Source organism: Bradyrhizobium sp. AUGA SZCCT0222, assembly GCF_018130205.1.
In the GTDB taxonomy this organism is placed as follows: domain Bacteria; phylum Pseudomonadota; class Alphaproteobacteria; order Rhizobiales; family Xanthobacteraceae; genus Bradyrhizobium.
In genome coordinates this window covers 1-22,082 of record NZ_JAFCLX010000081.1, presented here as the reverse complement: position 1 = coordinate 22,082, position 22,082 = coordinate 1, and the positions used below count along the sequence as shown (strand labels likewise).

The window sequence follows — 22,082 nt, the reverse complement described above, 5'->3', positions numbered from 1 at the left end:
GACCTCCCATAAACCCCGCAACGCCCGCCTCGATCGCCCCATCTTAATCGAGGCACCGAGACTTACGACCCATAACCACAGGGCGTAGTTGCATGAAAAAAGCGTCTACCCGCGGCACTTAAAAACATCCGCCGCGGCGTATGGGCCCCCGGCGTTCGCCGGGGCGACAACTACGGCAAATTCACATTGAACTCATAGGCCCGATCGCCGCCGACCAGCGTCAGTTTCAGCGCGGCGCCGTCAGCGCTCGCGCCCGGCGGCAGGCCGTCGAGCTCGAAGGCAAAGCGTTTGACGCCGGGCGGACCGCCCTCGATCAGCTTCGGAATCGGCAACGCCCAGTCCGGCGTCGGACCCTCGACGAACAGGCTGACCTCCTTGCCGCCGGGCGCGGTGACGTCGACCAGCACGTTGGCCTTGCCCTCGCGCTTGACGTCGCGAATGGTGAGGGAATTGGGATCGCCGACATTGGCCGGCTTCGGCACCGCGTTGAGCGCATCGGACAGATTGCCGTCCTCGGTGCTTGCCACACTGGCAAAGGCCAGCTCCGCCTTGGCGTCGACCGGGATGCAGAGCTTGTCGCAGACCGCGTAGTTGATGTCGGCGCGCAGCGTCACCGGCTTGTCTGTATTCTTGGCGACGATCCGCAGCGGCAGCACGACCTGCTGCTTGTAGCCGAGCGAGACGCCGCCCGCGCCGTCATCGAACTTCATCGGCGCCGGCCACAACACCGTCACCGCCTCGACATTGTCCGACTTGGAGAAATCGAAGCGGGGCGGAACGCCGGAATCGCCGGGCGTCCGCCAATAGGTTTTCCACCCTGGCTGCAGCTGGATTGCGATACCGCCGAGCAGCACCGCGCCGCTGCGCGATCCCGCCAGCAGCCGGATCGCGGAGTGGGTGTCGCGCTGCCAGGGCGAGGCATCCTCGGCGCGAACCTCGATGGCCGTGCATGCGACAGCCAGAGTGGCGGCAATGCCGAGCGCGGCCCGCATGGGAACTATGACGGTCATGAGACGTCTTTACAGGCAAGTTTGACCGCAAACCATTGAATTGCTTGTGATCCGCGGTCGAATACAACGCGCGGCTTGATTGACAGAACCGCCACCCGATATCAGGATATGAATCAGCAAGAGAGGCCTTTGCGGATGAGCCCTGAAGGCAAGACACCCAAGACGGCACCACCGAAGACGACAACGAAGGCCGCGCGCCGCAAAGCCGCAGGCGTGGGCGACAATTCGTCCGGTGAAGGCTATCTGGACGGCCAGCTGCTGATCGCCATGCCGGTCATGGGCGATCCGCGCTTCGAGCGCTCGGTCATTTACATGTGCGCCCATTCGTCCGAGGGGGCGATGGGCATCATCGTCAACCGTCCGGCCGGCAGCATCGATTTCCCGGGGCTCCTGGTGCAGCTCGATATCATCAAGACATCGGATCAGATCACGCTGCCGGAAAACGCCGAGACCATGAAGGTGCTCAAGGGAGGTCCGGTCGATACCGGCCGCGGCTTCGTGCTGCATTCCAGCGACTTCTTCATCAAGGATGCCACGCTCAATATCGACGACGGCATCTGCCTGACCGCGACCGTCGATATCCTGAAAGCGATCGCCAAGGGCTCCGGACCCAAGCACGCGATCCTGGCGCTGGGTTATGCCGGCTGGGCGCCGGGGCAGCTCGAGGATGAAATCCAGCACAATGGCTGGCTGCATTGCGCCGCCGACGCGGACCTGATCTTCGGCGACGACGTCGACGAGAAATACCAGCGTGCGCTGCGCAAGATCGGCATCGATCTGGCGATGCTGTCGAACGAAGCCGGGCACGCGTAGCCCCACGCACGGCGTCGTCCCGGCCTTGAGCCGGGACCCATAACCCCGAAAGCCAATTGTTTTAAGGTGGTGGTCGCTCCATCGCTCTGTCGACCATCTCATCTCGTATGAGAGGTCACGGCGTATGGGTCCCGGCGTTCGCCGGGACGACGGTGAAAATCTACTCCGCCGCCTGTTGCGCCGCTGGCGGATGCGTGCCCTCCGCCGGCAGAGGTTGTTGCCCGTCCGAAAATCTGCCTCTATGGGATCGCGACGGCCCTTATTCGCCAGTCTGCGCGCCTTCGAAGCTGAGCCGGTTTCGCAGGGAACAGGTCTTCAGTACGCGGGAGTGACGAGATGGCTGGTTTGGTAATCACGGGTGGCCGGGTGGTGGATCCGGCCAGCGGCATGGACGCCATCGGCGATGTGGCGGTGCTCGATGGCAAGATCGCCGCCGTCGGCACCGGGCTTGGCAGCGCCGAGCGCACGATCGACGCTACGGGACTGGTGATCGCCCCCGGATTCATCGATTTGCACGCGCATGGCCAGTCGATCCCGGCCGACCGCATGCAGGCCTTCGACGGCGTCACGACGTCGCTCGACCTCGAGGCCGGAGTATTGCCGGTCGCATCCTGGTATCGGCGCCAGGCCGAGAAGGGACGCGTGCTGAACTACGGCGCCGCGGTCAACTGGGCATTCGCACGCATCGGTGCGATGACCGGCTCCAACGCGGAAAGCTCGCTGGAGGCGTTCGGCAATGCGATGCGCGACCGCCGCTGGATCGACAACGTGGCCAGCGACACCGAAGTGGCTGGCATTCTCGAGCGAATCGCGGGCGGGCTGAGCGAGGGCGGCATCGGCATCGGCATCCTCAACGCCTATGCCCCGGGCGCCGGCGTGCAGGAGCTGACCGCCGTGTGCCAGCTGGCGGCGGCGCGCGAGGTGCCGACCTTCACCCACGTCGCCTACATGTCCCGCATCGATCCGGAGAGCGCTGCGGAAGCCTATATCCGCCTGATCGGCTATGCCGGGGCCACCGGCGCGCACATGCACATCTGCCATTTCAATTCTTCCAGCAAGACCGACATCGAGCGCTGCGTCGCGCTGGTCGCCAAGGCGCAGGCGCAGGGGCTGCCCATCACGGTCGAAGCCTATCCCTACGGTACCGGCTCGACGGTGCTGGCGGCGGCGTTCTTCAGCGACCCCGAATTTGAGGCGCGCAACGGCCTCGGCTATGATTCGGTGCAGCGGGTGACCGACGGGCATCGCTTCCGCGACCGGCAGGAACTGCTGGCGGCACAGGCCGCCGAACCTTCCACGCTGGTTCTGTGGCACGTTCTGGATATCGACAATAACGCGCATCATCGCGACCTCCTCGACATGGCGGTGCTCTATCCCGGCGGCGCGATCGCCTCCGACGCCATGCCCTGGACGCTGACGGACGGCCGCGCCTACACCGGCGACGCCTGGCCGCTGCCTGACGACGCGACCTCGCATCCGCGCTCGGCGGGTTGCTTCACGCGCTTCATCCGCGAGTGGGTGCGCGAGCGCCGCAAAGTGTCGCTGCTCGAAGGCATCCGAAAATGCGCGCTGATCCCCGCGGAAATTCTTGGCGCCTCTACGCCGGCGATGCGCGCGAAGGGCAGGCTGCAGGCGGGTGCGGATGCCGACATCGTCGTGTTCGATTACGAAACGCTGAGCGACCGGGCGACATTCTCGGCGATGAACCGCCCGTCGGAAGGCGTGCGTCATCTGGTGGTCAGCGGCCAGCCGCTGATATCGGACGGCGTGCTCGATGTGGCGGCGCGGCCCGGCCAGCCGGTGCGCCGGCCCGTTACCGGAGGCTGAGGTGCCAGTCCCGGTCGTGCTCGTGGCCGGCTTCCTCGGGGCGGGCAAGACCACGGTCGTGAACCATCTCTTGGCACATGCCGGGGGCAGGCGGATTGCCGCCGTCGTCAACGATTTCGGCGCTGTTAATATCGATGCGGAGCTGATCACCGGCGCCGCCGACGGCGTGGTCAGCCTGAGCAATGGCTGCATCTGTTGCTCGCTCGAAGGCGATCTCTTGCGCACGCTGGCTGGCTTGTTGCGGCGTGATCCGCGTCCGGAATTCATCGTGATCGAAACCAGCGGGGTCGCCGATCCCCAGGACATCGTGCGCAACCTGATGGATCCGGTGATCTGGCGCGAGGCGCCGCTCGAAACGGTGCTGTGCGTTGTCGACGCCACGACTTCGGTCGCCAGGTTCGACGACGCCCTGCTGCGGTCCCAGATACGGGCGGCCGACGTGATCGCGCTGAGCAAGGTGGACCTCGTGGACGCGGCCAGCCACACGCCGGTCCGCGATGCGATCCGCGCGATACGTCCCACCGCGGTGCTGGTCGATGCGCCGCACGGCGAGGTTCCGATGGCGCTGCTCTTCCCTTCGGATCCGGATCGCGCGCCGGTGCTACGCGAGCCGGGGCAGCGACGGCCAGCGACGGATCGCTTTGAGACGCTGAGCTGGACGTCGGAACGGCCGCTGTCGTTGTCCCGCTTGCAGGCGGCGATCAATCGGCTCGCGCCGAAGCTGGCGCGGGCGAAGGGGCTGTTCGAATCCGTGGAGCAGCCCGGCAAACCGATGGTGTTTCAGTTCGCCGGCGGACGCGCGACGCTGGCCCCTGGTGGGACGCTCGCCGCGGGAGTGCCGCGGACCCGAATCGTGTTCATCGCCGAGATCGGCGTACTCTCGCGCGCTGAGATCGACAGCATCATGGAAGGGTGCGTCGAGGCGGGGGACGCTTAGCACACCAAAGGTGTCGTCCCGGCCTTGAGCCGGGACCCATACGCCGCGGCCACCATTGTTGAGAAAGAAAGATAACGACTACCGCGCAAACCAATTGCCGCCGGTGGTTATGGGTCCCGGCTCAAGGCCGGGACGACAGTAATCTACTCCGCCGCCTGTTGCGCCACTGTCGGTGCCGTTCCCGCCACCGTGGCGCGGCGCATGTCGCGGGGCTGCGACTGGTCGTAGCGGCGCACGCGGTGCATGGTCTGGCGGTTGTCCCACATCACGAGGTCATGCAGCGTCCATTTGTGGACGTAGACGAATTCGCCCTGCGTGGCGTGCTCGTTGAGGTCGCGCAGCAAGACTCGCGCTTCCGGCATGGTCATGCCCTTGATGGCGCCGGCATGTGAGGAGAGGTACAGCGATTTGCGGCCGTGTACCGGATGGGTACGCACCAGCCGCTGCAGCACCGGCTTGAACAATTCCTTCTCTTCATCGGTGTAGTCGAGAAAGCCGAGCGAGCCCCGCGAATACATCAGCGAATGCTCGCAGATCATGTCCTCGATCTCGGCCTTGGTCTCGTCATCAAGTGCATCATAGGCCGCGCGCATGTCGGCGAATTCGGTGTTGCCGCCCTTGGGGTTCACCACCCGCGCCGACAGCAGCGAGAATTTTGCAGGGATCGGGCGGAACGATGAGTCGGAATGCCACAGGCAATTGCCGAGGTTGAACAGGTTCACGCGGCTGTCGCGCGGCAGCGGCTTGCCGTCCTTGCCGAGGTTGGAGACGTCGTTGAGCCCGGTCTGAGCCAGCCGCGAATCCTCCGGCTTGACGACGCTGCCGCCGCGCGGATTTTCCCGTTCGCCGAAATTCAGTGCGAACGCCATCTGCTGCTCGTCGGTAATGTTCTGGTCGCGGAACAGCAGCACGGCGTATTTGTCCATGCCGGCTTCGATGTCGGCGGCCTCCTGCGGCGTCAGCGGCTTGCGCAGATCGACGCCGGAAACCTCGCCAAAAAAATGCTTCCCCAGCTGCCGGATCGTGACCGTCATGGCGTTTCTCCGTAAAGCGGCGGGCGGTTGTCCCGCTTCGTTTGGATAAAAAGCTACTCCGAGCAGGTGCGATGTCAACGTTGCCGAGCGCATGCGGCATTGCGCTATCTCGTGTCCCGGACGCGCCGGGGAACGATCACGCATTCCGCGCCATCAACCCGCCGTCCACCGGAATAACGACGCCGGTCAGGTATGATGCGGCCGGCAGGCACAGGCTCAAGGTCATGTGGGCGACTTCCTCGGGATCGCCGTAGCGGCCGAGTGCGGTGCGGCGTTTGGCGAAGATGGTCTTGTGCTCCTCCGCAATCCGCTCGGTGATCCCGGTCCGGATCGGTCCCGGGCAGATGCAGTTCACCGTAATGCCCTCGCGGCCGAGTTCCACGGCAAGCGCGCGCGTCAGGCCGGTGACGCCGGCCTTGGCGGCTGCGTACGGGCTGTTGGTGGCGGTGGCGCCGAGCGCTTCGGTGGAGGCGATGTTGACGATGCGCGGGCACTTGGATCGGCGCAAATGCGGCAACGCGGCACGAATGATGCGCGGATGCGCTGATAGCATCACAGCCAGCGCCTTGGTCCAGGCCTCTTCGTAGCCGTCCGCGTCGATCGGGGCGCGCAGCGACAGGCCGGCATTGTTGATCAGGATGTCGAGGCCGCCGAAATGCGCCGCGATGGCGCCGACGATTTTGATGATGTCATCGGCCTTGGCGACGTCGAGCGTCCAGGCCTTTGCGCTGCCACCTCTTTCCTTGATTTCATCGGCGACGGCCTGCGTGGCCTCGGCGTTGATGTCAGTGACGGCAACATTGGCGCCTTCGGCGGCGAACACCAGCGCGGTGGCGCGGCCCATGCCGCTGGCGGCGCCGGTGACGAGAACGGTCAGGCCCTTGACCGAACGGCTGAGCTCTCTGAAATCTGACATGAAATGACTCGCGGAATTTGTGCGATGCGTTGCAGGATTGACAAGGCTGGCACCGATCCGCAGACAGGTCAAACTAGAGCGTTTTCCAGCGAAGTGGACTCCGGTTCGCGTGAAGAAAACGCGTCAAAACAAGATTCTGCAGTAACAGGGTGCAACGTGGCCAATATTCCCGATCTGCAAATTCGCCGCCTGGAGATTTCGGACGCCGCGCTTTACCGGGACATCCGGCTGGAGGCGCTGCAGAAAAATCCCGAAGCGTTCGGCAGCACGTTCGGACGCGAAAGCGCAGAGCCGCTGTCGTGGTTCGAGGCGAGGCTCGGGCTTGCGGATATTTTCGGTGCGTTCCTCGACGGGAAGCTCGCCGGAATAGCCGGATATTCCGCGCAGGAAAATTTGAAGCAGGCGCACAAGGGATTGCTCTGGACCATGTATGTCCGGGCCGCGGCGCGGAACATGGGGCTTGGAAAAATCCTGGTTGCGGCGGTGCTCGACCATGCGCGCGGGCGCGTGGAGCTGGTGCAACTGACCGTGGTGAGCGAGAATGAAAGCGCGCGAAAACTTTATCGCGCGATGGGTTTCGTCGAATACGGCCATGAAAAGAAAGCCCTCAAGCACAACGGGCGATATTACGACGAGGTTCTCATGGTCAACTTCCTCGATGAGAGCTCAAGCTAGAAAGGATGCAGGCGATGAACGAACTCGATTTCAGCGGCAAGCAGGTGCTGGTGGTCGGCGGTTCCAGCGGGATCGGCAACGGCATCGCGCAGGCGTTCCGCGCCAAGGGCGCGCGCGTCGCGGTCTGCGGCACCCGCGCCAAAGCGGCGGATTACTTCGCCGGCGAAGGATCGGACCTTCAAGGTCTCGAATATGCGCAGCTCGACGTCAGCAACGCGCAGGCGATCGAGCAATTCAAGTCGTCGTTCGATGGGCTGGACGTGCTGGTGCTGGCGCAGGGCGCGGTGATCTACCGGCGCGGCGAATTCGAAATGAATGGCTTTCGCAAGGTGCTCGAAGTCAACCTGATGAGCCTGATGGCGTGCGCGACGAAATTTCACGGGATGCTGAGCGCCAGCAAGGGATCACTGATCATCGTCAGTTCGACCGCGGCCTATCATTCGACCATGGGCAATCCCGCCTACAACGCCTCGAAGACCGGCGCGGTCGGCTTGACGCGCACGTTGGGCGAGGCATGGGCCGAGAACGGCATCCGCGTCAACGGCATCGCGCCGGGCCTGGTCGACACCAAGATGACCAAGGCGACGACATCAAATCCGAAGCGGCTTGAAGGCGCGCTCGAACGCATTCCGCTGAAGCGTCTTGGCACCCCCGCCGACATGGCCGGCGCCGCCTTGTTCCTGGCGTCGCCGCTGGCGTCCTATGTCATCGGCCAGACCATTGTGGTCGATGGCGGGCTCATCCTCTGAATAGCGTTTTCGAGCGAAGTGGGTGCCGGTTCGCGTGAAGAAAACGCGTAAAACTAATGACGCAGGAACTTGCAAGCGTCTCGTCGGTTACTTCCTCTGAAACAGGGAGTGATCGTGATGGACAAGGATCGAATTGCAGGTTCGGCCAAGGATTTCGCCGGCAAGGTCGAAGGCGCTGTCGGTAGCATGACGGGCGATGCCAAAACGCAGGCCGAAGGCCGCGCGCGCGAGGCTGCAGGCACCGTGCAGAATCTGTACGGCCAGGCCAAGGACGCCGCGCGCGACGCCAGCGATGCCGCGGCCAACTACGCCAAGGATGCCGTGGATACCGTCAAGGACGCCTACGACAACAGCGGCGACACCCTCCGCGACGGCCAGAAGGCGATGGCGAAAACCGTGCAGGACAATCCGCTCGGCGCGCTTCTGGTCGCGGGCGGAATTGGATTTGCACTGGCGCTGTTGATGACCCGACAGCCGCGCCGCCCGCCGCCGTCGCGCTGGCGGTATTACGGCTGAGCCTAGCCGCCGTCATTCCGGGGCACGCGAAGCGTGAACCCGGAATCCAGAGATCGTTGTGCGAGATTCCGGGTTCGCGCTTTCAGCGCGCCCCGGAATGACTCCTGTTTTCTTTATCGCGCGAACGCGCCTGCCGGGGCTTCTGCTGCTCGCCCGACGTTAGCCGGCGGGCGCGGCACGCCCGGCGCGATGGGTCCAGGCGCGCGCGGCGGCGCTGGTGCAATCTGGCGCGGCGGCGGCGCACCGAAGCCGCCGAAGAAATCGCGCAATGCCGGCTGTTCAGTCTGCGCGGGACGGAATTGCCGCTTCGGTGCGAGGGGTTTCGGCGGCGCGGCGGGCGCGGCTGCCGGGACCGTACCGTCAGGCGCGGTGGCAGCGACCGGCGAATCGCCCTTGGCCAAGTCCTTGCCCTGATCTTTGGCCTGTTCGCGGCCGATCTCGCGGCGCGGCCAGGCGAAATCATCGGCGCGGCCGGCCGGCGCCGCCAGCGGCTCGCCCTTCACCAGCGTTCGCGCGGCAAGCGCATCGACCGCGGCGGGACGCGTGCCCGGTCCGCCGAGCAATTGATCGGTGCCGACCGAGGAGGCGATCAGCGGCAAAATAGGTCCGGCCAGCGGCCGCGGCGCCGGCTGGCCCGGCACGGCGCTGGCGTCGGGCGTCGCCGGTTCGACCGGCAGTGCGATCGGTCCGGAGCGGGAGGCCAGGAGGCGGCTGACTTCACGCTCGACATAATGCGCGAGCTTGCGCGCGCCGGGCTTGGTGAAATACACGCCGTCATAGGAACGCAGCTGGCGGATCTGGCCTTCGAAGTCGGGGCCCTTCTGCAGGAAGCGGCCGGCCTCGTCGACAAAGCCATCCCAGATATCGACATAGGTGATGCCGGCCTTGGCCGATGCGTCGCGATAGAGCGCATTGAGGAACAGCGAGTCGGAAGTGCCCTTGACGCCGCGCACCGCTGGCAGCCCGACCCAGAGCACCGGCACGCCCTTGGATTTCAGGATGCCGATCATCTCTTCGATTTTCTTGGCGTAGAGTTCGACCCAGCGCTCGTCGCGGAATTCGTAGAGCCCGCCCGCCGCGCGCGAACTCTTTTCGGGTGCTGCGGCCGGCGGCGTATCGTCGGCATCGTCGGCGGCTTCGGCATCGGCCGGCTTGTCGTCGGGTTTCGCAGCGGTCTCCGCCGAGCCATCCGGCTTCGCGCCGGGCTTGGCCTCGGCCGGCTTGGCGGTCTTCTTGTCGTCTTTCTTTTCGGCCTTCGATTTGTCGACCGCCGGCTCGCGCATCGCGGTGCGGTCGTTGAGGCCGAGCATGACGACGATGGCGTCCGGCTTCTCATTGGCGAGGATGCTGCGGGCGGCGGCAGCCCAATCGGACGGTTCGCCCTTGGGCTGATATTTGATCAGGCCGGATACGGTCCGATGCTTGCGGATCACGCCCATGTCGGGCTGTTCGGAGTAGGCGTCTTCCAGGCCGTAGGCGAGCCAGTCCGCCATCGCGTCGCCGAGCACCAGCACGTTACGCTCCGCCACGTTATCGCGCTTGGCGGGCGCGGGCGCCCTGGAGAAATCCTGGCGCGGCGCTTGTTGCGGGGCCTGCTGCTGGAACGGCGTAAAGAAGTCGCCGCCAAACCAGCCGCCATTGTTGTTGCGCGGCTGCCGTTGCTGCTGTTGCGGCGGACCACCGAAGCCGCCGAAATTGAAAAACTGCGCGGACGCCGGTCCCGCGATCCCGATCAACAGCGCGATCGCCACCGCAACCGCCGTCAGCGGACCGGTTTCGGTGAACACGCGGAAAAAGGACTTTGGCTTTTGCATCCGGCTCGGTCGCAATGGGTTGTGAAGGCGCAGTTATAATAGCGGAATCAGGCCGCAAGCGGGCATATTCCTTGCCATAAATTGGGCAAAGGCCACACCCGTCAAGGGCGGCACGAAAATGTGCTGTACAGGGTTACTTTTGGCGCCAAACTGCGGTTTTAGCGGCCGCGCAGCCGCTCCAGCACGTCGGAGGAGGCAAATCCGTCCGCAGGGGCCCCGATCGAGGCCTGGAAGCCGCGCAGCGCCTCGCGGGTCATGCCGCCGAACTGACCGTCCGGGGTGCCCCGGTAGAAGCCACGCTGGGCCAGCAGCTGCTGCAGCTCCAGCCGCTCGGCCCGCGACAGCACCCGTTCCTGCCGTGGCCAGGGCTGCACGAACGGCGCGCCACCGCGCAGGCGGTCGGCGAAATGCCCGATCGCCAGCGCATAGGCCTCGGCCGGGTTGTATTTCATGATCACCCGGAAATTCTGCAGCATCAGGAAGCCCGGCCCGTCCGCGCCGGCCGGCGCCAGCAGATAGGCCTTCTCGGTCGGATTCGGGAACGGCTTGCCGCCGGCGCGTTGCAGGCCCTGCTGTTCCCACTGCGCAACCGTCATCGCCTTGGCCTTGTCGGCCAGCATGAAGTTGAATCCCTTGGGCAGCACGACCTCATAGCCCCAGGTCTGCCCGGTCTGCCAGCCGTCCTTCCTGAGGTTGTTGGCGGTTGAGGCGATCAGGTCGGCCGGATTGTCGACGACGTCGCGGCGGCCGTCGCCATCGGCATCGACGGCGTAGCGCTTGAAGGCGGTCGGCATGAACTGCGTCGGCCCGAACGCGCCGGCCCACGAGCCGCGCATCTGTTCGGGACGCAGATCGCCGCGGTTCAGGATCTCCAGCGCGGTCAGGAACTCGTCCTTGAAATAGCCCTGGCGGCGGCCGATGCAGGCCAGCGTCGCGGTCGAATTGAGCACGTTGCGATCGCCCATCTGGGTCGAGTAATTCGATTCGATGCCCCAGATCGACGCGATGGTGTACCGGTCGACACCATAGGCTCTTTCCACCGCGTCGAATTGCGGCTTGTACTTGGCGAGGATCTCGCGGCCCTTGGCGAGCCGGTTTTCATTCACGAGGATGTCGAGATAGTCCCAGATCGCCTTGGTGAATTCGGGCTGCGAATCCATCAGGTCCATGATGCGCAGGTCGGGCGAAAGGTCCGCGGTGAAGCGTTCGAAATTCGCCTGCGTCACGTGACGCCGTGCGGCATCGGGCCACATCGAAGCGACGCAATTTGGAAAATTCGCCGCCGCCTGCCGGATCGCGCTTGCGGTCATCAGCGGATGGCCCGAACCGCCGTCTTCGCCGCTCCAGGGCGGCGGTGCGGATGGGGCTGATGGCGCGGATGGTGCGCCTTCCGGGGCCGGCGCTGCCTGCGCCTGCGGCGAGGTGGCTGATTTCTGGCCGAAGATGTTGCCGAGGAAGTTCGAGACGCCGTTGTTGCCGGATGATTGGGCAGAAGCCTGGGTGCAAAAAACAGCATGCAGCAGCGTCACCGCAATGATGATCGCGGCGGTCCGGTAGGTCACCGCGGTTCCCGTCCAACGCATGTCGTCTCCGCCCTTCAACATCCCCGTTTCACAAGGCCCTGTCACGGTTTCCAACAGCTTAACAAAGGCCGAAATTTGTTTCTTCCCCTTTTCCGCCGCAAGGGGGCGCAAAGCGGGAAGCGAACTTTGTTGCACCACACATCCGCCTTTGTTCCCGGCTGCAAACGGGCTACCAACGTGCCATCAGACGCATACTCCTCACGCTTAAGGGACTTCCGATACTCCCATGAAAATCCGCAAAGCCGTATTCCCGGTCGCCGGTCTCGGCACCCGCGTCCTGCCCGCCACGAAGGCGATGCCGAAGGAAATGCTGACCATCGTCGACAAGCCGCTGATCCAGTACGTCTATGACGAGGCCAAGGAAGCCGGCATCGAGCATTTCATCTTCGTCACCGGGCGCAACAAGGGCGTGATCGAGGACCATTTCGACCGCATGTTCGAGCTCGACACCACGCTCGCCGCGCGCGGCAACAAGAAGGCCGAGCAGGACATCCTGGCGCGCGACCAGCCCGCCGCCGGCGCCACCAGTTTCACCCGCCAGCAGGCGCCGCTGGGTCTTGGCCATGCGGTCTGGTGCGCGCGCGACATCGTCGGCGACGAACCCTTCGCGGTGGTGCTGCCGGACGAACTGGTGCTGAACACGCCGGGCTGCCTCGCGCAGATGATCGAGGCTGCAAACAAGCTCGGTGAGAAATCCAACGTGCTCGCGGTCGAGGCGGTGCCGGAGGATATGACCCATCAATACGGCATCTGCGGCGTCGGCAAGCGCACCGGCAAGATGTTCGAGGTCGACGGCATGGTGGAGAAGCCGGCGAAAGGCACCGCGCCGTCAAACCTGTCGATCACCGGGCGCTACATCCTGCAGCCGGAGATCTTCAAGATTCTTGAGACCCAGGAGCGCGGCGCCGGCGGCGAGATCCAGCTCACCGACGCGATGCGAGCGCTCGCCAACACGCAAAAATTCTACGGCCTGGAGTTCGAGGGCGAGCGGCATGATTGCGGTTCCAAGCCCGGCTTCCTGCGCGCCAACATCGCCTACGGCATGGCCCGCGCCGACCTGCGCGACGGCCTGCGCGCGGAGATGAAGAAGTATCTGGAGAAGTGACTTTAAAAGCGCACGCGCTTTTGAAGTCATCCCGGGGCGCATCGAAGATGCGAACCCGGGATCTCGAGATTCCGGGTCCGGTCCTGCGGACCATCCCGGAATGACGAACTCTCAAGTTACGACCGTCATTGCGAGGAGCGTAGCGACGAAGCAATCCAGCTATCCCCGCGGGGAGAGGTGGATTGCTTCGCTTCGCTCGCAATGACGAGGATAGGGCTTACCTCAAGCCACCATCGCCAATTGCGGAACGTTGGCGACCACGGTCTGGTTGCGGCCATTGGCCTTGGCGGCATAGAGCGCCTTGTCGGCGGCCGCGATCAGGTCAGGCCAGTCCAGCCCCGCTGATGGCATCATGCTGGCGACGCCGATGCTGACGGTCGTGACTTCAGGCTCCTCCGACCAGTGCGCGACCTTGTGCCGGATGTTTTCGGCGACCGCGAGCGCGTCGGTGGCCGAGAACCCCGGCAACAGCACTGCGAATTCCTCGCCGCCGAACCGTGCCCCGCAATCGCCGGCGCGCCTGACCGAGTCGGAGATGCAGATCGCAATGCCGACCAGCACCTGATCGCCGGCCTGGTGGCCATAATTGTCGTTGTAGGATTTGAAGTGATCGGCATCGATCATCAATAGCGCGACCGGCGTCCTGCTGCGCACCGCGCGGCGCCATTCCGTATCGATATCGAGGTCGAACTTGCGCCGGTTCTTCAGGCCGGTGAGCGCGTCGGTGGTGGCGAGTTCCTCGAGCTTGTCCTCGGCCCGGGCGCGGCGGCTGATCTCGCGCCCGAGGAAGAAGGTGGTGCCGAGCACGAACAGGATCAGCGCGGTCATGACGGCGCCGATCCGGATCATTTCCCGTTGCCAAACGCGGAAGATGGCTTCGAGCGGTTTTCCGACCACGACATAGAGCGGACCGCCGCTGTCGCGCCGGACATAGAGCCGGGGTGTCGCATCGACGGGGCCTTGCCCGGCATAGGACCCGGTGGGCTTCAGATTGTTCGCGCTCCAGGTTCGCACCGTCGCCAGGTTCTTGCCGATGACGTCGAGGTTGAACGGCTTGCGCATGATGATGGTGCGGTCGCGGCGCAGCACGGTGATCGTATCGTCGGCACTGAGGTTCAATCGGTCGAACAGCTCGTGGAAGTAGCTGAACCGGATCGAACCCGCGGCCACGCCGAGAAAGCGGCCTTCGGCGTCGGCGATGCGCCGGCTCAGCACGATCGAATAGGCGCCGCGATGCAGCATCGGGCGGCTGACGAACAGGCCCTCGTCCGGATTGCTGCGATGGACCGTAAAATATTCCTCATCGGCGCGGTTCTCCGGCCGCGGGTCGAGCGAGGAAGCATCGATCCACAATTGCCCTGACGCGTCGAACACCTGGATCGCGCCGAAATGCTTAGCGGAGGCGGCGCGGTCGAACAGGATCAGATGGCGGATTTCCTTGCTGACGTCCTTGATCTCCGGCATCACCAGATTGCTGGCGACCGCGCGCAGCGACAGGTCGTAGAGCTCGATGTTGCGTCCGATGTCGGCGTCGATGCCGGCGGCGAGGTTTTCGAGCATCTGGCGGGCCAGCTCTTCCTCGCCGCGCCGCATGTCGAGCATCACGTTGGCGCAGATCGCGGAGAAGCCGATCACGGTCGCCACGGAGGAGGCGATCAGCAATTTTGCTGATAGCCGCCAGCGCCTTCTGGCCATGTCTTTTCGCCGTCCGAACAGCATCGTCCGCTCCCAGCCATCCTGAATGCACCGGAAACCTTGTCGCAGCCTTAAATGGCGACAACGATGCGCCGATCGGTTAACGCTTGGTTGCCGGGATCGGCGGCATTGCGCAAAACGACGGGGACACGGGTGAACGATTACGATTTGCTGCGGGACTATCTGAAGAAGCAGAAGCTGCCCGAATTCGTGCTGACCTTCGAACAGATCGAGGAGATCATCGATGCCGCTTTGCCGCGCGCGGCGCACCGGGCCTCGTGGTGGGAAACCGAGCGCAGCCCGCAGGAGAAGATGCCGCAGCGCGAAGCCTGCCTCGAGGCCGGCTACATCGCGACAAGGCAGGCGGACGGCAAGAGCGTGAAGTTCAAGAAGATGAAGGTGAGGAGATAGAGTGTTTTCGAGCGAAGTGGATACCGGAACGCGTCAAATCAGGAATCTAATTCGGCTCATGTGTCGGGCAATGACGCATCCGGCGTCTTGGTCCGGTCTTTCGCCGGCCATTGTTCGGAAAGCGGCGGCAGCGGCGTTTCCTTGCCCGTCATGCGTTCGACAGCGATCGCATAGACCGTGATGACATCGAGCCGGGGGAAAAACCCCTTGGGTCGATCCGTCTCCGGCTTGCCGTATTTTTCCATCAGCGCTTCGCAGAACCGCTGCTTGACCGCGCGATCATCGACGATCCGTATCCGGCCGAACAGGCAGACGCTCCGGAAGGCGAGACCCGAATCGCATTCGAAGCGGCCGTAATCGAAGACGCCATCCTGTTCATCGAGCTCGAAGCAGACGCGCGGGTCTCGCTCGACATTGGCGCGCAAATGGCCGCGCGCGCTGGTCGTGTGCAGATACACTTCGCCGTCGATCCAGAGATAGAGCAGCGGGATGCAGTATGGAAAACCGTCCTCGCTCACCGTCGCGAGCCGGCCGCTATATCCCTCTGCCAGCGTGTGCAGCATGCGTTGATCCGACATCGCGCGGTCGGCGCGGCGGATTTGCGGTGAGCTCATGTTTCGGTGCACCCCGTAGCGCTGTTCCGGCGAACTCGCCTTTCTGGTTCTCTCGGCGCCGGAAACAGGATAGAAAGCAGGTGGTCTTGCCAAAAGCTCCACTTGGCACCAATGAGGCATACCACTTTTCTCGATCGTTCTCGAAGGACAGCAGTGAAGAGCAGACCAGGCTGGGCCGCGCTTTATGCGTTCGAAGTGGACCGCGCGGCGGACGCGCCGGTGTTCCGTCAGGTTTACCTTCAGCTGCGATCGGCGATCCTCTCGGGCGCGCTGCGACCCGCCACCAAGCTGCCTTCGACGCGCGAACTCGCAACGCAACTCGGCATTTCTAGGTCCGCAGCCGTCGCGGCTTTCGAACAGCTCCTGGCCGAGGGTTACGCGTTCGGGAAGAAGGGGGCTGGCACCTTCATCGCATCCGACCTTCCCGAACCGTTTGATGCGGTGCGTGGCCGCAGGAAGCGGTCAGCCTCGATCCCGAAGCCGATGGATTCGCGTGAACTCCGCGATTTCGTCGATGTAACATCGCAAAGCGATGAGCGCCCCTTCAATCTCGGCCGCACGCTGATCGACGCGCGCACCGCCGAACTGTGGCGCAAACTCAATGCGCGCACGCTGCGTTCGTTCGACGGCCATCATCTCGGCTATGGCGACCCGCAAGGCATGCTCACGCTGCGCAGATCGGTTTGCGATTATCTGCAAGCTGCGCGCGCGGTGCGCTGCGAACCGGAGCAGGTCCTGATCACGGCGGGCACGCAGCAGGCCGTCGATCTCGTGGCGCGCATCATGCTAGGGCCGGACAAGGAGGTTTGGGTCGAAGACCCAGGCTACCCCCTGACCCGGCTTGCGCTCGTAGCTGCAGGCGCGAAGCTCCGCCCGATACCGGTCGACCGGCGTGGCCTCGATGTCAGCGAAGGCATCCGCCGTGCGCCAAAAGCGCGCGCCGTCTTCATCACGCCCTCGCACCAGTTTCCCAAGGGGGTGGTGCTGTCGATGGCGCGGCGCCTCGAACTTCTGGCATGGGCGCGCGAGTCAGGCGCGTGGATCGTCGAAGACGATTACGCCAGCGAATTCCGCTATGGCGGCCGGCCGCTTGCTTCGCTGCAGGGCCTCGATGAAGCCGAGCGTGTCATCTACATCGGCACGTTCAACAAGGCGTTGTTCCCGGGGCTGCGGCTTGGCTACGCCGTGCTGCCGCCACAGCTGGTGCGCTCCTTCGTGACCGCGCGATATCTGATCGACCGCCAGCCCTCGACGCTGTGCCAGGCAGTCGTCGCCGCCTTCATGGAGGAGGGCCACTTTGCCTCCCACATCCGCCGAATGCGCGACAAGTACCGCCTCCAGCGCGACGCGTTGGTCACAGCGCTGCGGCGCCGCCTCGGCGAGCATTTGATCGTCGATCCGCCGGACCAGGGCATGCACCTCGTCGCGTACACGCGGCGCGGACTATCGGACGTCGGTATCGAGCGCGCGGCGCGCGAACACGACGTCGTCGTTCGCGCCATGAGCCGCCTTCACATCGAGGCGCCGCCGCAATCTGGCTTGATGCTGGGTTTCAGCGGCTATCCCCACCAGAGCATCGCGCCGGCGATCGCCAGGCTGGCCCGGGCGTTTGAACGACAGCCACAAGGTCAGGTGCGCGGCCGGGATCGCCGCGTGAGCATTTCTTGACGCGACAGGAGGAGTACCGATGGAACTGGATGTCCGCCCGATGCGGCTTGAGGAGACGTCACTCGTTATCGATTATTTCCATTCATCGACATCAGAGCATTTGGAGATGCTTGGGGTCGATCCAACCCGGCTCCCTTCGAGGGATGCCTGGGCGTCCATGTTCGACGCCCAATACGCTCTTCCGCTTGAAGAGCGGAGAGCGTTCTTCCTCATCTGGCTGATGGATAGCCATCCGATCGGGTTCTCAAGCTGCGACAAGATCGTATTTGGCGTGCAGGCAAACATGCATCTGCACGTAACGCAGCCCGCACTGCGGCAGCGGGGGATAGGCGCACAATGCGTCCGTCTGGGCGTTGATGTCTATTTTCGGATGCTACAGATCGATCAGCTATTTTGTGAGCCGAATGCGTTCAATGTCAGCCCAAATCGAACCCTGCAACGGGCGGGCTTCAGGTATCTGAAGACACATATAACCGTACCCGGTCCGCTGAATTTTCATCAGGCTGTGAACCGCTGGGTTTACGAACGACAAGCGTGACCACAGTTTCAACTTGCCATCGCGCGACCCGTTGGCTCGCAATGACGTGAGGACACGGTGTACTGTATGCCACGGCGCTTCGCTCGCCGTCTCTAGCCCGCTCCGCCATCATCGCCGGCCACGGCACTCACCCGGAGAGCGGGTTGCCGGAATCATTTTCCACACGCGGCCCTATCGCCGCCCCAATTTGGGAAGAAGTGGAATACCCAAGGGCGTAATCTAAAACGCAAGAAACAAGAAAAGATCGTGGGAGGATGGCGCCGATGAATCGGACGGCCTGTTCCTTTGGGCATCCCTTGCCTGCAAGTTCCCGCTGGCCGCTGCTGGCGCTTGGACTTGCTGCCGGGCTTGGGCTGAAACTTGCGCTGACGCCCGGCTTCGCCGCGGCCGGTGATGCGCTGCAGGTAACCAACGCCTGGGTGTCCGCGTCCGACGAGATTGGCATCAATCTTCCGCTGCTGATGACGATCAAGAACGATGCGGCCGAGGCCGACGCCCTGCTGCGCGTCCGTTGTCCGTTTGCGAATTTCTCCGAGAAACACACGGTCGATCGCGGCGAGGGTGCGCCCGCGAAGCGCGAGATCAAGTCGATACCTATACCGCAAGGCAAGACGATCGAACTCAAGCCGGACGGTTATCACGTCATGCTGCTGCAGACGCGGCAGAAGCTCGTCCCCGGCGAGGCCTTCACCTGCACCATCGTTTTCCAGAAGGCCGGCACCAAGGAAACGGAGGTGCAAATTTCGCGAACGCCCTGATCGCGACAGCGCAACTGGTGAAGCTCTGAGCAGGGCCCGTCGGCGGGACGCCCGTACAGACCGGACGTTCAAGCCAACAAGAACTGCCGACAAGAACTACCAACAACAATGCCAACATGAACTGCCAACAACAACCCTCCAACAAGGAAGGCAATAATCATGGAGCGATCTTCAGGTCACACGAAAATGTCAACGCGAGCCTGTTTGCTTGCCGTTGCATTGGCAGCCGCAAGCGCTGCGGGCGTAACGCCCGTCTCCGCCGCGGACGAGGTCAATCAGGAACGGCTGCTCAACGTCGACAAGGAAGCCGGTAACTGGCTTCATCATCATCAGAATTATGCGGGTCACCGGTTCTCCACGCTGAAGGAGATCAACCGCGATACCGTGAAGAACCTGAAGGTCGCCTGGACGATGCACCTTGGCGGCATCGAGCCCGGCGGCATCTGGAGCCATGGCGGCCTGGAAGGCACGCCGATTGCCGAGAACGGCTTTCTCTACGTCACCGATGGATGGGGCTCGGTCTACAAGATCGATGCGCATGGCGGCAAAGGCGCGCTGGTCTGGAAGATGGATCCCAAGACCGACCGTGACTGGGCGGGTGCCGTCGCCTGTTGCGGCGTCGACAATCGCGGCGTCGCGTTGTGGGGCGATCTCGTGATTTCCCACACGCTGGACGGCCGGCTGATCGCAACCAAGAAGGACTCCGGCCAGGTCGCCTGGCAGCGCTCCGTGGCCGATCCGGACAAGGGCGAGGTCATCACCGGGGCGCCGCTGATCGTCAAGAACATGGCGATCACAGGCGTGGCCGGCGCGGAATACGGTATCCGCGGCTGGATCGCCGCCACCGATCTTTCGACCCAGAAGGAAGTTTGGCGCACCTATACGATCCCCGGCAAGGGTGAGCCCGGCAGCGAAACCTGGAAGGACAACAACAACGCGATGGCCGCCGGCGGCGGCTCGACCTGGGTGACCGGCACCTACGATCCCGCGACCGACACCATCATCTGGGGCGTCGGCAATCCCGGGCCGGATTGGGATAACGCGTACCGGCCGGGCGACAACCTCTACACCGACAGTTCGCTGGCGCTCGACGCCAATACCGGCAAGATCAAGTGGCACTATCAGCACACGCCGAACGATCCCTACGACTACGACAGCGTGGCGGAAAACGTGCTGGTCGATATCCCCGGGCCGAACGGTCCGCGCAAGCTCGCGCTCGAAGCGGACCGCAACGGCTTTGCCTATGCGATCGATCGAACCAACGGCAAATTCGTGTGGGGCCTGCCGTTCGTGAACAAGGTTACATGGACCAAGGGGCTCGACCCGGAGAGCGGCAAGCCGATCGAGTATGACCCGAACAAGTCGGTGCAGACCTATATCGCGTCGGTGACGCCAAGCCGCACCAACATGGAAACCGACATCTGCCCAGGCAACATGGGCGGCAAGAACTGGCCGCCGACGGCCTACAATCCGGATCTGAAGCTCTGGTACATCCCGGTGATCGAAAGCTGCAACCGCATCAAGGTTGAGGTGATGACGCCGGACAAGCTGAAGCCTCGGGAGTTCTGGACCGGCGGTGGCCCGAGCCAGCCATTCAGGATCACCGGCAGCGTCACGGCGATCGACGTCACCACAGGCAAGATCGCCGGCAAACTGGAGACGCCGTTCCCGAATCTCGGAGGGATGCTGGCGACATCCGATCTCGTCTTCACCGGTCAGCCCTCCGGCGAGGTGATGGCGCTTGATGCCAAGTCGTTGCAGAAGCTCTGGGAGTTCAACACCGGCGGCGGCGTCAACGCACCGCCGATGACCTTCTCGGTCGACGGCAAGCAGTATCTCGCCATTCTGGTCGGCCTCGGCGGCGCCTGGGACAAGTGGTTCATCGATTCGACGCCCGAGCTGAAGAAGATTCAGCCGGGATCGATGCTCTACGTGTTCGCGCTCTGACATCCCCGAAGGAGGGCCTGCCTCTGGCGGGCCCTCCTGCTTCCCCGACAAGAGACGCCATGATGATGTCAAACAAACTGCCGGCGGCGGGCATGCTGCTCGTGAGCGTCGTCGCGCTGAATTTTTCTGCCTATGGCCAGTCGGCGCAGGTTTCGGATCCGACCAGCGCCGGCAAGGCGGTGTTCGGCCGCGCCAACTGCATGGGCTGCCACAAATGGCACGGCAATGGCGGCGGCGGCTACGGCGGCGATGCGCTGTCGCTGCGCAAGACGGAGCTGACGCGCGAACAGATCATCGAAACCGTCGGCTGCGGACGGCCGGGCACGGGAATGCCGTTCTTCGTGCGCGGTGCCTACGATGAGGTGAAATGCTTTGACCTGAACCGCCAGGATGCGGGGCCACAGATGCCGCCCGAGGGCGGAACGTTCCTGCGGCCAAGGGATATCGAAGCCGTGGCCGATTACGTGATCGCCCACATCAAGGGAGCGGGCGAGCCCACTTACGCCGAATGCGTCGCCTTCTTCTCAAGCTCGTCGCGGGTCTGCGACGTCTACAAGGCCGAGGCGCAAAAGCCGGATCATGCCACCGCCAACACGGGGAAGAGCCAGTGATGAACAGATTGAAGCTATCGGGCGTTGTTGCTGCGGGCCTGCTGGTCTGGCAGGCGGTTGCATTGGCGCACTCCCCGGCACGGACGGAAGAATTCGGCGGCAACGATCTGCGGGACATCCGGCTCGGAATGGCCGCGAGCGAACTGACGGAAACCGGCTATGTCGATTTTTCTTGCGCGGATGATCCGAAGCGAACGCTGGCCGGCTGGAACAACTGGCGCGACTGTCCTGCCGACGCGAGGGCCATGCGCGCGATCCGGTTCGGCTACGATCCCTTCACCAGCCGCGACGGCACGATGGTGGCGGGGCATCCGGCGATCCTGACCCTGCTGATCGACGACACCGGCCATGTCGCCGGCTTGCAGATCGAGACCGATCCGAAGGCGCGTCTCTATATCCGGAAGAAGGCGTTCCTGCTCGGGATACAGGCCAAGTCACGCTACGGCCAGGAAGGGTGGACCTGCAGCGAAGGTCAGCCCGGTGCGGGAGACCAGCCGGTCGGCGGCGTCTATCTGAAGGAGCGCTGCACCAAGACGGTCAGCGGCCGTTCGCTGACGGTCGAACGCAATCTGTTCCGCCGGCCCGATCAGGACATCAAGAATTTCGTCGACGACACCCGGATCAGCATCTTGCGAGCGAGGGAATAGGGAGCAAACCTCGGTCGCTTCGCGGCGCGAGATCGCGTGTCATCGTCCGCCCGAGCGCGCAATTGCGCACGGGGGCGGACGATCCAGTATTCCAGAGGCGTCAGTGATAGAATCGAAAGGCCGCGGCGTACTGGATGCCCTAAGTTCACAAACGAAGTGCAACACTTCCAACTGGAGGTGTTGCCATGGGGCGGAGTTACGAGCAGCTTTCCCT

At 63.9% G+C, this 22,082-nt stretch carries 21 protein-coding genes; 14 read left to right on the top strand and 7 right to left on the bottom strand.

All coding sequences use genetic code 11. The annotated features are described in order from the left end of the window. Nucleotides 1-170: 170 nt before the first annotated feature. The gene (locus tag JQ629_RS35990) at nt 171-1,010 is read right to left on the bottom strand and encodes a protein-disulfide reductase DsbD domain-containing protein (protein WP_212270094.1); all 840 of its coding nucleotides are present in this window, start codon (nt 1,008-1,010) and stop codon (nt 171-173) included. Between the two features lie 135 nt (nt 1,011-1,145). On the opposite strand from JQ629_RS35990, the gene JQ629_RS35985 reads away from it, so the two are divergent. The 3 genes from JQ629_RS35985 (at nt 1,146) to JQ629_RS35975 (ending at nt 4,587) form a co-directional block, all read left to right on the top strand. Next, a complete protein-coding gene (locus JQ629_RS35985; protein ID WP_212270093.1) occupies nt 1,146-1,823 on the top strand; it encodes a YqgE/AlgH family protein in 678 nt (225 codons plus the stop codon). 336 nt (nt 1,824-2,159) lie between these two features. Further along, complete coding sequence (locus tag JQ629_RS35980; RefSeq protein ID WP_212416651.1) at nt 2,160-3,650, top strand: amidohydrolase family protein; 1,491 nt, start codon at nt 2,160-2,162, stop codon at nt 3,648-3,650. A 1-nt stretch (nt 3,651) separates the two neighbouring features. Further along, nucleotides 3,652-4,587, top strand: coding sequence for a CobW family GTP-binding protein (locus JQ629_RS35975; RefSeq protein WP_212416650.1), 936 nt, complete (start codon nt 3,652-3,654; stop codon nt 4,585-4,587). Nucleotides 4,588-4,730: 143 nt separating this feature from the next. Here the strand turns inward: JQ629_RS35975 and JQ629_RS35970 are convergent, their stop codons facing one another. Together JQ629_RS35970 and JQ629_RS35965 are read right to left on the bottom strand one after the other, a co-directional pair. Then, nucleotides 4,731-5,621 (bottom strand): TauD/TfdA dioxygenase family protein, encoded by an 891-nt coding sequence (locus JQ629_RS35970; protein WP_212416649.1) that lies wholly within the window; start codon nt 5,619-5,621, stop codon nt 4,731-4,733. Nucleotides 5,622-5,757: 136 nt separating this feature from the next. After that, nucleotides 5,758-6,537: an SDR family NAD(P)-dependent oxidoreductase gene (locus JQ629_RS35965; protein WP_212416648.1), complete on the bottom strand. Its 780-nt coding sequence runs from the start codon at nt 6,535-6,537 to the stop codon at nt 5,758-5,760. Between the two features lie 24 nt (nt 6,538-6,561). On the opposite strand from JQ629_RS35965, the gene JQ629_RS35960 reads away from it, so the two are divergent. The 3 genes from JQ629_RS35960 (at nt 6,562) to JQ629_RS35950 (ending at nt 8,477) form a co-directional block, all read left to right on the top strand. Continuing rightward, nucleotides 6,562-7,212 (top strand): GNAT family N-acetyltransferase, encoded by a 651-nt coding sequence (locus tag JQ629_RS35960; protein WP_212416647.1) that lies wholly within the window; start codon nt 6,562-6,564, stop codon nt 7,210-7,212. A 14-nt stretch (nt 7,213-7,226) separates the two neighbouring features. Next, a complete protein-coding gene (locus tag JQ629_RS35955) occupies nt 7,227-7,961 on the top strand; it encodes an SDR family NAD(P)-dependent oxidoreductase (RefSeq protein WP_212416646.1) in 735 nt (244 codons plus the stop codon). A 117-nt stretch (nt 7,962-8,078) separates the two neighbouring features. Beyond that, a complete protein-coding gene (locus JQ629_RS35950) occupies nt 8,079-8,477 on the top strand; it encodes a CsbD family protein (protein ID WP_212416645.1) in 399 nt (132 codons plus the stop codon). A 113-nt stretch (nt 8,478-8,590) separates the two neighbouring features. On the opposite strand, the gene JQ629_RS35945 is transcribed toward JQ629_RS35950, so the two are convergent. Both JQ629_RS35945 and JQ629_RS35940 read right to left on the bottom strand, forming a co-directional pair. After that, nucleotides 8,591-10,291 carry an SGNH/GDSL hydrolase family protein gene (locus tag JQ629_RS35945; protein ID WP_212416644.1) on the bottom strand — a complete coding sequence of 567 codons (1,701 nt, stop codon included), beginning with the start codon at nt 10,289-10,291 and terminating at the stop codon, nt 8,591-8,593. 158 nt (nt 10,292-10,449) lie between these two features. Then, nucleotides 10,450-11,874 carry a lytic murein transglycosylase gene (locus JQ629_RS35940; protein ID WP_212416643.1) on the bottom strand — a complete coding sequence of 475 codons (1,425 nt, stop codon included), beginning with the start codon at nt 11,872-11,874 and terminating at the stop codon, nt 10,450-10,452. A gap of 226 nt (nt 11,875-12,100) precedes the next feature. On the opposite strand from JQ629_RS35940, the gene JQ629_RS35935 reads away from it, so the two are divergent. Beyond that, the gene (locus tag JQ629_RS35935) at nt 12,101-12,979 is read left to right on the top strand and encodes a UTP--glucose-1-phosphate uridylyltransferase (protein ID WP_212416642.1); all 879 of its coding nucleotides are present in this window, start codon (nt 12,101-12,103) and stop codon (nt 12,977-12,979) included. Between the two features lie 222 nt (nt 12,980-13,201). On the opposite strand, the gene JQ629_RS35930 is transcribed toward JQ629_RS35935, so the two are convergent. Continuing rightward, the gene (locus tag JQ629_RS35930) at nt 13,202-14,698 is read right to left on the bottom strand and encodes a sensor domain-containing diguanylate cyclase (RefSeq protein ID WP_212416641.1); all 1,497 of its coding nucleotides are present in this window, start codon (nt 14,696-14,698) and stop codon (nt 13,202-13,204) included. A 129-nt stretch (nt 14,699-14,827) separates the two neighbouring features. Here JQ629_RS35930 and JQ629_RS35925 point away from each other — a divergent pair, with 129 nt between their 5' ends. Continuing rightward, nucleotides 14,828-15,085: a DUF7662 domain-containing protein gene (locus JQ629_RS35925; protein ID WP_192736901.1), complete on the top strand. Its 258-nt coding sequence runs from the start codon at nt 14,828-14,830 to the stop codon at nt 15,083-15,085. 56 nt (nt 15,086-15,141) lie between these two features. Here JQ629_RS35925 and JQ629_RS35920 read toward each other — a convergent pair whose 3' ends face one another. After that, a complete protein-coding gene (locus JQ629_RS35920) occupies nt 15,142-15,699 on the bottom strand; it encodes a pyridoxamine 5'-phosphate oxidase family protein (protein ID WP_212416640.1) in 558 nt (185 codons plus the stop codon). Nucleotides 15,700-15,852: 153 nt separating this feature from the next. On the opposite strand from JQ629_RS35920, the gene pdxR reads away from it, so the two are divergent. The 6 genes from pdxR (at nt 15,853) to JQ629_RS35890 (ending at nt 21,868) form a co-directional block, all read left to right on the top strand. Then, nucleotides 15,853-17,367, top strand: coding sequence for a MocR-like pyridoxine biosynthesis transcription factor PdxR (gene pdxR / locus JQ629_RS35915; RefSeq protein WP_212416639.1), 1,515 nt, complete (start codon nt 15,853-15,855; stop codon nt 17,365-17,367). 19 nt (nt 17,368-17,386) lie between these two features. Continuing rightward, entirely contained in the window at nt 17,387-17,905 is a 519-nt protein-coding gene (locus JQ629_RS35910) for a GNAT family N-acetyltransferase (protein ID WP_212416638.1), read from the top strand. A gap of 263 nt (nt 17,906-18,168) precedes the next feature. Next, nucleotides 18,169-18,663 (top strand): copper chaperone PCu(A)C, encoded by a 495-nt coding sequence (locus JQ629_RS35905; protein ID WP_212416637.1) that lies wholly within the window; start codon nt 18,169-18,171, stop codon nt 18,661-18,663. Between the two features lie 186 nt (nt 18,664-18,849). Continuing rightward, the gene (locus tag JQ629_RS35900) at nt 18,850-20,610 is read left to right on the top strand and encodes a PQQ-dependent dehydrogenase, methanol/ethanol family (RefSeq protein ID WP_212416636.1); all 1,761 of its coding nucleotides are present in this window, start codon (nt 18,850-18,852) and stop codon (nt 20,608-20,610) included. 92 nt (nt 20,611-20,702) lie between these two features. After that, on the top strand, nt 20,703-21,221 hold the full coding sequence (locus JQ629_RS35895; protein WP_212416653.1) for a c-type cytochrome: 519 nt from the start codon (nt 20,703-20,705) through the stop codon (nt 21,219-21,221). Then, nucleotides 21,221-21,868, top strand: coding sequence for a hypothetical protein (locus JQ629_RS35890; protein WP_249135520.1), 648 nt, complete (start codon nt 21,221-21,223; stop codon nt 21,866-21,868). The genes JQ629_RS35895 and JQ629_RS35890 overlap by 1 nt, the downstream gene beginning before the upstream one ends. Nucleotides 21,869-22,082 lie beyond the last annotated feature (214 nt).

Coding starts and splice junctions, on each gene's coding strand:
- JQ629_RS35955 (WP_212416646.1), top strand. CDS start 7,227: ATGAACGAACTCGATTTCAGCGGCAAGCAGGTGCTGGTGGTCGGCGGT.
- JQ629_RS35895 (WP_212416653.1), top strand. CDS start 20,703: ATGCTGCTCGTGAGCGTCGTCGCGCTGAATTTTTCTGCCTATGGCCAG.
- JQ629_RS35965 (WP_212416648.1), bottom strand. CDS start 6,537: ATGTCAGATTTCAGAGAGCTCAGCCGTTCGGTCAAGGGCCTGACCGTT.
- JQ629_RS35970 (WP_212416649.1), bottom strand. CDS start 5,621: ATGACGGTCACGATCCGGCAGCTGGGGAAGCATTTTTTTGGCGAGGTT.
- JQ629_RS35980 (WP_212416651.1), top strand. CDS start 2,160: ATGGCTGGTTTGGTAATCACGGGTGGCCGGGTGGTGGATCCGGCCAGC.
- JQ629_RS35950 (WP_212416645.1), top strand. CDS start 8,079: ATGGACAAGGATCGAATTGCAGGTTCGGCCAAGGATTTCGCCGGCAAG.
- JQ629_RS35910 (WP_212416638.1), top strand. CDS start 17,387: ATGGAACTGGATGTCCGCCCGATGCGGCTTGAGGAGACGTCACTCGTT.
- JQ629_RS35945 (WP_212416644.1), bottom strand. CDS start 10,291: ATGCAAAAGCCAAAGTCCTTTTTCCGCGTGTTCACCGAAACCGGTCCG.
- JQ629_RS35890 (WP_249135520.1), top strand. CDS start 21,221: ATGAACAGATTGAAGCTATCGGGCGTTGTTGCTGCGGGCCTGCTGGTC.
- JQ629_RS35905 (WP_212416637.1), top strand. CDS start 18,169: ATGAATCGGACGGCCTGTTCCTTTGGGCATCCCTTGCCTGCAAGTTCC.
- JQ629_RS35985 (WP_212270093.1), top strand. CDS start 1,146: ATGAGCCCTGAAGGCAAGACACCCAAGACGGCACCACCGAAGACGACA.
- JQ629_RS35990 (WP_212270094.1), bottom strand. CDS start 1,010: ATGACCGTCATAGTTCCCATGCGGGCCGCGCTCGGCATTGCCGCCACT.
- JQ629_RS35900 (WP_212416636.1), top strand. CDS start 18,850: ATGTCAACGCGAGCCTGTTTGCTTGCCGTTGCATTGGCAGCCGCAAGC.
- JQ629_RS35930 (WP_212416641.1), bottom strand. CDS start 14,698: ATGCTGTTCGGACGGCGAAAAGACATGGCCAGAAGGCGCTGGCGGCTA.
- JQ629_RS35960 (WP_212416647.1), top strand. CDS start 6,562: ATGCGTTGCAGGATTGACAAGGCTGGCACCGATCCGCAGACAGGTCAA.
- JQ629_RS35920 (WP_212416640.1), bottom strand. CDS start 15,699: ATGAGCTCACCGCAAATCCGCCGCGCCGACCGCGCGATGTCGGATCAA.
- JQ629_RS35940 (WP_212416643.1), bottom strand. CDS start 11,874: ATGCGTTGGACGGGAACCGCGGTGACCTACCGGACCGCCGCGATCATC.
- JQ629_RS35935 (WP_212416642.1), top strand. CDS start 12,101: ATGAAAATCCGCAAAGCCGTATTCCCGGTCGCCGGTCTCGGCACCCGC.